This window comes from Acinetobacter sp. UBA2063, assembly GCF_002333245.1.
Taxonomy (GTDB): Bacteria; Pseudomonadota; Gammaproteobacteria; order Pseudomonadales; family Moraxellaceae; genus Acinetobacter; species Acinetobacter parvus.
Genome location: NZ_DDAH01000255.1, coordinates 1 through 6,634, shown reverse-complemented (window position 1 = coordinate 6,634; position 6,634 = coordinate 1). Strand labels below are relative to the sequence as shown.

The 6,634-nt window shown below is 42.2% G+C and carries 5 protein-coding genes and 2 pseudogenes; all 7 read left to right on the top strand.

Annotated elements, in window-relative coordinates; genetic code table 11:
* On the top strand, positions 1–2,012 hold a 2,012-nt coding region (topA, locus tag B4H32_RS12035; protein ID WP_286803252.1), incomplete at its 5' end, for a type I DNA topoisomerase.
* A gap of 88 nt (positions 2,013–2,100) precedes the next feature.
* Entirely contained in the window at positions 2,101–2,859 is a 759-nt protein-coding gene (locus B4H32_RS12030) for a hypothetical protein (RefSeq protein WP_286803251.1), read from the top strand.
* A gap of 178 nt (positions 2,860–3,037) precedes the next feature.
* Positions 3,038–3,610 (top strand): HdeD family acid-resistance protein, encoded by a 573-nt coding sequence (locus tag B4H32_RS12025; protein ID WP_004674586.1) that lies wholly within the window; start codon positions 3,038–3,040, stop codon positions 3,608–3,610.
* A gap of 119 nt (positions 3,611–3,729) precedes the next feature.
* Positions 3,730–5,709, top strand: a complete 1,980-nt coding sequence (locus B4H32_RS12020; RefSeq protein WP_286803248.1) for an ATP-dependent helicase — start codon at positions 3,730–3,732, stop codon at positions 5,707–5,709.
* A gap of 56 nt (positions 5,710–5,765) precedes the next feature.
* The gene (locus tag B4H32_RS12015; protein ID WP_004680554.1) at positions 5,766–6,011 is read left to right on the top strand and encodes an RNA recognition motif domain-containing protein; all 246 of its coding nucleotides are present in this window, start codon (positions 5,766–5,768) and stop codon (positions 6,009–6,011) included.
* Positions 6,012–6,017: 6 nt separating this feature from the next.
* Positions 6,018–6,399, top strand: a pseudogene (locus B4H32_RS12010) (ASCH domain-containing protein).
* A gap of 89 nt (positions 6,400–6,488) precedes the next feature.
* A pseudogene (locus tag B4H32_RS12005) lies at positions 6,489–6,634 on the top strand (RNA-guided endonuclease TnpB family protein); the annotation flags it as partial.

Genomic DNA, 6,634 nt, shown 5'->3' with positions numbered 1-6,634 from the left:
GTTTACCACCGGCTGGACGTGTTCAATCGGTTGCGGTAAAACTGGTGGTAGAACGTGAACGTGAAATCCGTGCCTTTATCCCAGAAGAATATTGGCAGGTTTTTGCAGACACGCTATCAAAGAAAGAAGAAATTCGCTTAGAGGCGGTTAAGCAGGCAGGTAAAACGCTTAAACTCAAGAATAAAGCAGAAACGGATGCGTTGTTAAACGTATTAAAAGATGCCGAATATAAGGTGGCACTGCGTGAGGATAAACCGACCAAGGTCAATCCAAGTGCGCCATATATCACCTCGACCCTGCAACAGGCAGCCAGCACACGTTTAGGTTTTTCAGTGAAGAAAACCATGATGCTGGCGCAGCGTTTGTATGAGGGTGGTTTTATTACCTATATGCGTACTGACTCAACCTTTTTGAGTGATGATGCGGTGAATATGGTGCGTAACTATATCCAGCAAAATTTTGGTGAAAAATATGTCCCAGCCAAACCAAACCGTTATGGTAACAAGGCGGGTGCGCAAGAGGCGCATGAAGCAATCCGTCCATCGGATGTAGGATTGACAGGCGATAAACTGGCGGGCGTAGAGCGTGATGCACAGCGTCTGTATGACTTGATCTGGCGACAATTTGTTGCCTGTCAGATGACCCCCGCAGAATACCTATCTTCAACCTTAACGGTTGAAGCGGCGAATGTTGAGTTAAAGGCAAAAGGCCGTACTTTGGTATTTGATGGTTTTACTCGTGTTCGTGGTGCCAATAAATCTGATGATGATATTTTATTACCTGCGGTAAAAGTGGACGAAGTGCTTAAGTTGGAAAAACTTGACCCAAGCCAGCATTTTACCAAACCACCTGCACGTTTTACCGAAGCATCTTTGGTTAAGGAACTGGAAAAACGCAGTATTGGTCGTCCATCAACCTACGCTGCGATTATTTCAACTATTCAAGAACGTGGTTATGTAAAACTGGAAAATCGCCGTCTTTTTGCAGAAAAGATGGGTGAAATCGTGACTGACCGTTTGGATGAAAGTTTTAACAACCTGATGAATTATGCATTTACCGCAGATTTAGAGGGACAATTAGACCGTGTGGCGACAGGTGAGCGTAACTGGAAAGAATTACTGGATACATTCTATGGTGACTTTAAAAAGCGTTTGACTAATGCACAAGGTGAGAACGGTATGCGCCGTAATCAACCTATCGAAGTTGCCGATGTCTCTTGCCCTGAATGTTCTCGCCCAATGCAGGTTCGTACAGGCACAACAGGTGTATTCCTAGGATGTTCTGGTTATAACCTGCCACCAAAAGAACGTTGTAAAGGTACATTGAACTTAACGCCTGTCGAGTCTTTGGCTGCATTGTCTGATGATGATGGTGCTGAAACAGCAGACTTGATGTCAAAACATCGCTGTCCTAAATGCGGTACCGCGATGGACAGCTATGTGGTGGATGGCGGTCGTAAATTACATGTCTGCGGAAATAACCCTGACTGTGATGGCTACGAAGTCGAAAAAGGTGAATTTAAGATAAAGGGTTATGATGGCCCAACCATTCCATGTGATAAGTGTGATGGTGAAATGCAGTTGAAAACAGGTCGATTTGGTCCATACTTCGCCTGCTCAAGCTGTGACAATACCCGTAAAGTGTTGAAGAATGGTCAGCCTGCACCACCGCGTGTTGATCCAATCAAAATGGAACACCTACGCTCAACCAAACACGATGATTATTTTGTATTGCGTGATGGTGCGGCAGGTCTGTTCTTAGCAGCCAGCAAATTTCCGAAAATTCGTGAGACCCGTGCACCAAAAGTGGCTGAATTACGCAGTGTGGCTGAGCAGCTTGATCCGAAGTATCAGTTCTTGTTAGAAGCACCAGATGTTGATCCAGAAGGTAATCCAACGGTCGTGAAATTCAGCCGTAAGAATCAAGCACAATATGTAGGTTCTGAAACCGCTGAAGGCAAGCAAACCAAGTGGAGTCTGGTGTTCCAAGATGGGAAATGGGTAGAAGCTTAAACATTAAAGTTTAAAAAATGCTGGCGATTGCTGGCATTTTTTATTGAACAAATAAAAAGAAAAATTAATTTTGATTGGGGTGAAATGCATGTGGAAAAATATTCGAGTCGCTTGCTTACTACTGGTGTTATTGATTGTTGCAGTCAATGCTTGTCGTGATCAAAATCAGGATTGGAATCAGCCGATAAATATTCTTTTGCATCCGATCAACGCTGATGGTTTACCCTCTACCCAAAAATATATCCAGCAATTGCAGTTGGATGATTTCTATGAAGTCAAACATTATCTGGAAAAAAATAGCCAGCAATATCGAGGGCAAAGCAGTTACTTTATGATCGAGATTGGGCGGGAACTGCAGCAAGCACCGCCGAAGATGTCTGAGCAGCCAAGTATTCTGAATAATATTCTATGGAGTTTAAAGTTTCGATTTTACGCATGGAAGCAGCATCAATCGATTGATGGTTCACCGAGTTTAACTTTATATCTGAATTTCTATGATCCGAAGCAAAATCGGGAACTCAAGCATTCAACTGCGCTGGAACGTGGACGCATTGGTTCAGTCAATCTGTTTGCCTCAGCTAAACAGACACAGCAAAACAATGTGGTATTGGTACATGAGTTATTGCATGGTTTTGGCGCTACCGATAAATATAACTTAGCCAATGGTGAACCTATTTTCCCGATTGGCTATGCACAGGCAGATAAACAGCCGCTCTATCCACAAACCGAAGCTGAAATTATGGGCGGACGGATTCCATTGTCCGAACATAAAAGTAAAATGCCGAATGATTTGGAACAAACCGTGATCAGTGTACTGACTGCTCAGGAAATTGGCTGGATCAAGTAAATTGTGGATAAGTTTTGACTTATCCATATCTTGCAAAACAACAAGCTCAATAAAAAATTATGGAATAAAACACAGGTTTTTCAACATTTTGTTATGAATTCTCAACATGACTTATACAGAATTAGGTCTACAACACGCTCAATATATACATAGCACATTGATGATAAAAGAGTAAATCATGATGAAAACGGTGGGTAACGATCTGATTCGCAATCAGCTACACGCTGATCGTAAATGGTATCTGTTATTGGGTGTCTTGTTGGTTGTTTTCGGTTTGATTCTTTTAGCTGCTTTGCCATTCGCAACATTGTCTGCCGTACTGCTGTTCGGTGTATTGATGATGCTGGGTGGTATCCTGCATTTTGTTGCGGCATTTACGGTGTTTAAGGGCGGTACACGCTGGTTGTGGGCGTTGTTTGGTGTGTTGTATTTGGTGGCAGGTTACTTTGCCTTTACCACACCTGTGATAACCGCTGTTGTGTTGACCAGCTTTTTGGCAGTTGCCTTAATTATTGCGGGGATTATCCGTAGCGTAAACGCATTTATCCTGAGGCCGATTTCAGGCTGGGGATGGGTGTTGTTTTCAGGTGTATTAACACTTTTAACAGGTATCCTGATTTTATCATCACCTGATTCACCGTTCTGGGTATTGGGAATGTTCCTTGCAATTGATATTTTATTTCAGGGAATCAACTATCTGAGTTTTGCAGGAGCGATTAAGCAGTTACCCCATAGTTCAACTACCGTCTAACGGGTCAGGCTGAGAGTGAGAGAGCATGTCTTTACATGCTCTTTTTGTTTTGTAGCAGAAAATATCTCTCGTACTTTTAGTCTGTTAAAATAGCACTTCGCTTTTAATTGATTGCTTTTATGACGCTTGCCAAGCTAATTGATGAACTGAATCCACAACAAAAACAAGCAGCCACAACGACAGCACAAAATTGTCTGGTCTTGGCTGGAGCAGGTTGTGGTAAAACCAAAACCATTGTGGCAAGAGCAGCATACTTAATTGATCAAGGTTTAGCTGCACAACAAATTCAGATTCTAACTTTTACCCGTCGTGCGGCAAGTGAAATTGTGACGCGGGTTGAGCAGCATATGGGCGCACAGGCCAAAGGTTTACGCGCATCAACCTTTCATACTTTTTGTATGTATTTACTACGTCGTAATCCACGTGCGTTTGGTCTCACCCAGTTCAGTATTATTGATCGGGATGATCAATTGCTGATGTTCCGTCTGTTACGGGGTAAAGACAAGGGCAATGTATTGCCGAAAGCGGCCGAATTGTGTGATCTCTATTCCTATGCTCGTAATACCAAAACCAAACTATCGGATGCTTTAGTTGAGCAGCTACCGCAAGCGCTTGAGTATAAAGCCCAAATTGCTGAATTGATGAAAGCCTATGAGCAACGCAAGCAAGAACGTAATTTTCTGGATTATGATGACATCCTATCTATTGTTGCCGTACATCTGCAAAGTTCACCAGAGCTAGTGCAATGGGTCACTGGTTTTTGTTCCGCCTTATTGGTCGATGAAATGCAGGATACTAATCCACTGCAATGGGCTTTGCTTCAGCCTTTAGTTGGCAAGGTGAAACTGTTTTGTGTCGGGGATGATGCACAATCCATTTATGGTTTCCGTGGCGCTGACTTTGAAAATATTCATCACTTTAAAGAGCGTGTACCTGATGCTGAAGTGTTGACTTTGGAAATGAATTATCGTTCGACCCAAGGCATTTTAGATTTATCCAATTGGCTGCTGGAGCAGAGCCAAATTGAATATGACAAGCATCTACAGGCCTATCGTGGTCAAGGTTTAAAACCACAACTGCATATCTTGAGTAATGAGTTTGAAGAAGCCAACTGGATTGTTCAGGATTTAAATCAGCGACATCTGCAAGGTGCTACTTGGGCTGAACACATGGTTCTGTTGCGTTCAGGATTTAGCGGTCGTTATCTTGAGGGAGCGTTAATTGCGGCAAATATTCCATATCGTTTTATTGGTGGAGTGAAGCTGCTTGAATCAGCGCATGTCAAAGATGTATTGAGCTTGCTTCGCGTTAGTGTCAATCCACAGGATGATCTGGCCTGGATGCGTTTCCTGACGCTTTGGGATGGCGTGGGCGATGTTGGTGCCAGTAAGTTGGCGCAAGAGCTGATTCAATTACCTGATATCGAAGCCCGTTGCCAACGTTTAGAGCGACATGGCAAAGTACCGCAACAGGCGATTTTAATTTTGATGCAGCTCGATGTATTGCAGCAGTATGTTGAAGCTTGTATAGGCCTTGCACTGGATGCGCTAAATGAACAACTGGAAAATAACTATAAAAGCAAAGACTGGAAACGCCGAGTCAAAGATTTTGATTTGGTTAAACAACTGGCCCGTAAACACAGTTCTTTAGGCGAATTTTTAGAAGAATATGTGCTTGATCCAATTTCTGTTTCAGAAATTGATAAAACACCTGACCAGGATTTAGTAACGTTGATTACCATCCATTCAGCTAAGGGTGCTGAACAAAAAGTCTGTTATGTTCCACATGTATCTCCCAATCAATATCCACATGCACGGGCGCAGGGTGATTTTAACGATGTCGAAGAGGAGAGACGTGTTTTGTATGTCGCATTGACGCGTGCAGAAAATGAGTTGATTTTAACCAAACAAAACTTAAATTTATGGTCACAAGATCAATATGATGAGTTAGGAAGAAAAATAGAAAGTTACTTCCTCAATGATTTACCTCAACATTTAGTCGATGTTCAGATTCATCGGGATATTCCACGTGCCTACGGCCAAAGCAATCATTCTCGTACGGCTGCAATCAATTTAGGTTTTGGGATTGATTTCGATTAAACTAGGCAGATTCAAATTCTTTTGATTCTACAATGAATCATCTTTTAGGTTTTAGCATGAAAATTTTAGTTCGTAATTTAGACCGTAATGTGACTGATGCGGAAATTCTCGACTTATTTAAAGCATATGGAAAAGTTGAGTCTTGTGTCGTGGTCAAAGACGAAGCAACGGGTAAATCGAAAGGTTTCGGTTTTGTTGAAATGCCAAATCCACGTGAGGCGGTTAAGGCTGTTAAAGGCCTAAATACCTTGAAAGTGAAAGGCGCTGGTATCCGTGTGAAAATAGCGGAAGACAAAGCCTAAATCCAGATATTAAAGCAATATACCACGTTATCTATTGTCACACCGAATGTTGGGCGGATTGCACAAGGGCTAAAGACCCTGGAGGTTCGCTCATGGCAACTTGAAAAGCTTTTCATTAAAAAACCTGGTCATTGTTGAGAATCAAAACTTCCTTTTGAATGATGGTGATGAGGAAGCGGGATTGGCAGTGGTGCTGATTGACATTCAATCAGCGCATCCGTGGCAGCCAGACGAAATGAATGCTGCATGTGCATCTTATTGGGCAGATGGATATTATGCCTGGGCGATCAATAATGTTCGTCCATTATTACAGCCACTTGAAGTAAGGGCTAAAATAAAGCTTTATCCATTGGAGCGTAAAACCTCGGGGTTTAGCCCGAGGATATAAGCGACTGGCGTAAGCCATACGACATGAAATGTCGTTTTAAATACTTTTGCTATAATCACTATTAAGAAAAATACGGTTAAAATAATTGTATGAAGACACTCAAATTACGAATAAAAGACAAACATTGCAAGATGCTAGACCAACTAGCGTTGGAGGTAAACTTTGTTTGGAATTATGTCAATGATTTGTGTTTCAAGCATCTACAACGCAAACAACAATTCTTTTCAGCATACGA

Bases quoted from the DNA above. Each gene is read 5' to 3' on its own strand.
- B4H32_RS12030 (WP_286803251.1), top strand. From the start codon at position 2,101: ATGTGGAAAAATATTCGAGTCGCTTGCTTACTACTGGTGTTATTGATT.
- B4H32_RS12025 (WP_004674586.1), top strand. From the start codon at position 3,038: ATGATGAAAACGGTGGGTAACGATCTGATTCGCAATCAGCTACACGCT.
- B4H32_RS12020 (WP_286803248.1), top strand. From the start codon at position 3,730: ATGACGCTTGCCAAGCTAATTGATGAACTGAATCCACAACAAAAACAA.
- B4H32_RS12015 (WP_004680554.1), top strand. From the start codon at position 5,766: ATGAAAATTTTAGTTCGTAATTTAGACCGTAATGTGACTGATGCGGAA.